Origin of the sequence: Bartonella sp. LB28NMGDW (assembly GCF_042194435.1) — a bacterium.
Classification (GTDB): Bacteria; Pseudomonadota; Alphaproteobacteria; order Rhizobiales; family Rhizobiaceae; genus Bartonella; species Bartonella grahamii.
This window is the reverse complement of sequence record NZ_JBHIMX010000042.1, coordinates 1-4,180: the sequence shown is the minus strand read 5'-3', so window position 1 is coordinate 4,180 and position 4,180 is coordinate 1. Positions and strand designations below refer to the sequence as shown.

Below are 4,180 nucleotides of genomic sequence, written 5' to 3'. Positions count from 1 at the left end.
ACAGATGCTGTTTGCGGATCCAAGCTTAAAATCGGTGCATTTTTCGGAAAACCTGCTCGATAACCCCGTGCAAGAGTGAGGAGATTATCAATTCTATATTTTGAGATTTCTTCCACAAAACCTAAAGAATTTCCCTTTCTAAAATTCTCCTTATAAGATTTGAGCTTTTCAACATCCCCAATCAAAACAAGCGCAATAAGGTGACGCGCTACAAGATCAAGTTCACTGTTTGTTGGCAAAGCCGCATAATCATAAATGATTTGATTAATATTTTGCCGATCAGCCCATTCAAGAACATCCGCACTGATCTGTTTTAGCTTGCCTTCATCCAATTCAGTAGTAGAAACTGTATAAACTTCTTCTGCTTCTTTGAGGGCTATATATTGAGGCATATTATAGAAAATCTCTCTATGAGCCGTAGAAAAACTAAGTGTTGAAAGGGAAGCCTTAAATGCAACAATCGGCTCTTCTTCATCACTTTGAAGGTTATACATTATATTGATAATACGGTCTTTACTTACAAAATAAGCATTGCGATTGTAGTTTTTATCACGATAAACTGTCCACCCCATTTCTTTTAATTGCTCTGTAACTTTATTGAAAGTAATCAAAACTTGTGGACTGAGATGTGCTTCTGCTGACTCTCGCTCATTAAGGATTTTCAGATGTTTTTCAGCAAATTCAAAGGCATGGTTAACATATTTTTCTACTTCATCATCATCCAAATGTTCAGAAATCGTACCAGCTTCTAGAAAATTTTTATAAGATTTCAGGATATCAATTCGACCTGTCAACGCTAAACAAGCCAAATGCCAGACTATATCTATATTGTAGCTATACTTTTGAACACGTGTTTTGCTTTCTATTGATGCTTGTAAATCTTGGGCACGTGCCCACTGTATTATCCGCTCAGAGATTTTTGTTAACTCTTGCTCATTCAATTCCTCTACACAAATATCAATTTCCTTGCCAAAACCACTAAAAATCCCTCCTCCTATCGTGTTAAAAGACTTATAAATATCCGTAGGTCGTATCCAATTATATTCTCTCCTATAGTGAATATATTTGCAAGCTACAGAAATCTTTTCATTAGATATTTCAGCTTCAAGACGAACATTGTAATTATCAGGAAGACGTATAAAGCCAAAATCAAATTGAATAAAACGGTCTGGCAAAGAGAGAAACATTCTCTCAGGTTCCATAGCAATCCATCCTCGCGTTTTGAGGATGCGACTTGCTGCGATGAGATTTATCGAGCGCTGTTTTGGCTTATTGCGCGTTAGAATATCGTCTAATTCCCCATTTTTATAGGCCTGTGCAAAAAGAAGCAAGCGTTCATTCCACGTCATCATTTTATAATCAGAAAATTCTGATACGTTTATTTTGGGCGTAGACTCATAACTCCTTAAAGCTTCTATCTCGCCGAGAAGAGCCTTTGCAACAAGAGAATGATTAGCAGCTTCTTCATGTAATTTTTGTTTAATATTTCGTGTTTTTGCCCAAGTAATGACTTTGTTTAAAGCAGATTCAATATGACTTTCTGAAAGATCCGGTACCGTAACCCCGAAATCACCTATTTCTGGATAGAGTATATATCCATACCGTGACTTTTGCCCCCTAGAATATTCACAAGCAAGACTATAAGAAGCCGTTGTGAGACTAGCTAATAACCAAAATTTTTCACCATCCGTTTCATGTTTCACACCATAGCTCAAATCCACAATGCGATCCGGAAGATAATAATAGGCAAATGTATCGCCTACTTCATCACGATAGAGCTCACAGCCCAGACTTTTTAATATTTCTGCTGCATCTTTAGTTTGCATAATGTTTCACTCTTCTCCAACCGCCGGATAACAGCTAACTGTATAAGGAATTATTCTATTCCACTCTTTGTTTATTTGATTTTCACTCCAATTGTCTCTAAACTCTTTCAGAAGCTCTGCATCTCCTTCAAATTTTTTCAAATCTTCTTGGTATTTATTAAGCTGTTCCTTATTTTCCCCTAGATAGCGTTTCATAATTTTTCCAAAAGGTTTTGCATCTCCTGTTTTATACGCTATTTCAAAATCTTTTTGACATTCTGTTAATTGAAAATTACCAGTTTTTATATCAATAACTTTTAATACACCTTTCTCCACATAAATAATATCAGGGCGATGTATTTTTTTTAACGAAAAGTTCATAGATTATTCTCCATAAGTCGCAGTTTATTCACGCTAATACTGTTCTACCACTGTAAATAATAGTTGATCTTTCGTCTCCCAGCCAAGCGTTTTTAAAATCTCTGTCACGTCTTTAGTTCGCATCGCTATTCACTTTCATTCAAAAAGTCCTGGATAATGAAAAACGTTAACGTCAGTTTTGTCTAACTTATTATTCAATTGTTCTTTAATCCATTCTTTACTAGCCTCGTTTAATTCTTTATCACTTCCTTTAAAATCTTTGAACGATTCTTGATATTTCTCTAAGAACTCTTTGTTCTCTTTAAAAAATTTTATAAATTTTCCTTTTGTGGACTCAGCATTTCCTTCTTTATATGCCTCTTTTAAAATCTTTTGTTGTTCACTTAATGTAGCATTCTTCCCCGTTTTTACCTCGCCAATTTTTATTTTACCATTCTTTATATAAACGATATCCGCACGAGATTTTACTACCCCCTTATCCGTCTTAGTTTTGAATACTATTTCTGTCTCGCATACTATACATCCTTCATTCTTTAATTCTTGTTTTTTCTCATCGCGTTTTTTATCATGATGCTTCCTGACTTGTGCAAGTATGTTACCCTTTCCATCATTATTGTTTTGTGGTTCTTTATTGTTTCCGTTTTTTTTCTTATTTTTACTTTCCTTCTGAGAATCTTTATTTTTTTCTTCTTGTGAGTTTTGATTTGTTTTTTCGCTATCTTCTGCAGAATTTTTCGATGCAAACCAATAGGCAAGAAAATCAGCTATAGCCGTCCCATTGCTAGAGGATCCAACAACAGTTGCTCCGCCAGCCATAAAAAGAGACAGAGCTGCCAACTCTTCTGGTGTAAGCGACACAATGAATGCTGCTAATGCTGCTACCGCAGGAAGAAAATTATTCTCCGCGGCATTACCAGCGGCATCGGCGCCGGCATCAACATCGCCACCAGCAAGGGCAGCGGCAACGCCCCCGGCAGCCCGTGCGACATCAATGGTGTGGTCTCTAAAGTCAGCAAACTGCGCATCAATCTTTGCGTTTATACGCGCTTGTTCTTCTGCCGTTGGAATACGACCATCCAATGCTGCTATTTCTTTTTGTATTAAATTTTTAGACCACAGTTTAAACTGGAGCATAGCAGTGGCTTCACCCACAGCCCCCCCCACAGCACCGGCCGTGCAAGCACCACTCGCAACAGCGCCTTTTAAACAGCCAAGACCGGCGTGGGCAACGATTTGTGTGACCGTATCTATTTTGCCTTCTGCCTTGGCGGTACCGATTTCTTCCGCCAACGATTTGCCAATCGTATCAGACAGGGCGATGCGCAGATTGTTAAAAAAGTTCTTGTCAAGAGAGCCACCCTCAAGAGCCGTTTGAACGCTCGTGCCAATGGCGGCTTTGATCAGGTTCTTTTCCGCTTCAAGGGCAATGCGATCGACAAAAGGAGCGGTTTTTGGCAAAGATTGTCCAACACCTGCCATTTCCGTTATTTGGCTGGTTAAGCCTGCTGTCAACATCGACGAAACAATGCTGAGAATATTCTTGGAAGAACCAAGCTCATGCAAGGCGCCGGCAATATTGCCGCGATTATTGACAAGAGCCACAGCGCTTTTGTTAATCAGCGCTTGGACACCAGCCTGTATCGCCGCATTCATGGCGGTACTCGAGCCAAGCCCCAAAGCACCGGTAATGGCACTGGCAGCGCCCGAGGCTGCTCCGCCCGTAACCGCCGTGACAGCCAATGCCACGATAGCTGCGCCGGCTTCTGTCAATCCTTGGGCTTTATAATCCCAGTCTTTAAATTCAGCCTTAACTGCTTGCCAATCCACTTGCTTGGATAATTCTGGATCATCACGCAGTTGCTTGATCCATGCCATGCCTGGAGAGCGAGACAATTGCTCAAGAGATTTGTCTAAATCACCAGTTGCCTCATATTCAACAACAATGCCATCACCCGCATCAATCTTCATGCCACCTTTAGCATCTATGGTGACAT

3 protein-coding genes are annotated in these 4,180 nt (G+C 39.5%); all 3 read right to left on the bottom strand.

Features of this window, described 5'->3' with window-relative positions:
• Nucleotides 1-1,826 (bottom strand): DUF6990 domain-containing protein (locus ACFIKG_RS08710; protein ID WP_375652134.1); only part of this gene is annotated, 1,826 nt, incomplete at its 3' end.
• Nucleotides 1,827-1,832: 6 nt separating this feature from the next.
• Nucleotides 1,833-2,186: a hypothetical protein gene (locus ACFIKG_RS08705; RefSeq protein ID WP_183194745.1), complete on the bottom strand. Its 354-nt coding sequence runs from the start codon at nt 2,184-2,186 to the stop codon at nt 1,833-1,835.
• Between the two features lie 135 nt (nt 2,187-2,321).
• A partial coding sequence (locus ACFIKG_RS08700) for a DUF637 domain-containing protein (RefSeq protein ID WP_375652133.1) occupies nt 2,322-4,180 on the bottom strand: 1,859 nt, incomplete at its 5' end.

Excerpts from the sequence above, each read along its gene's own strand:
- ACFIKG_RS08705 (WP_183194745.1), bottom strand. The coding sequence starts at position 2,186 with ATGAACTTTTCGTTAAAAAAAATACATCGCCCTGATATTATTTATGTG.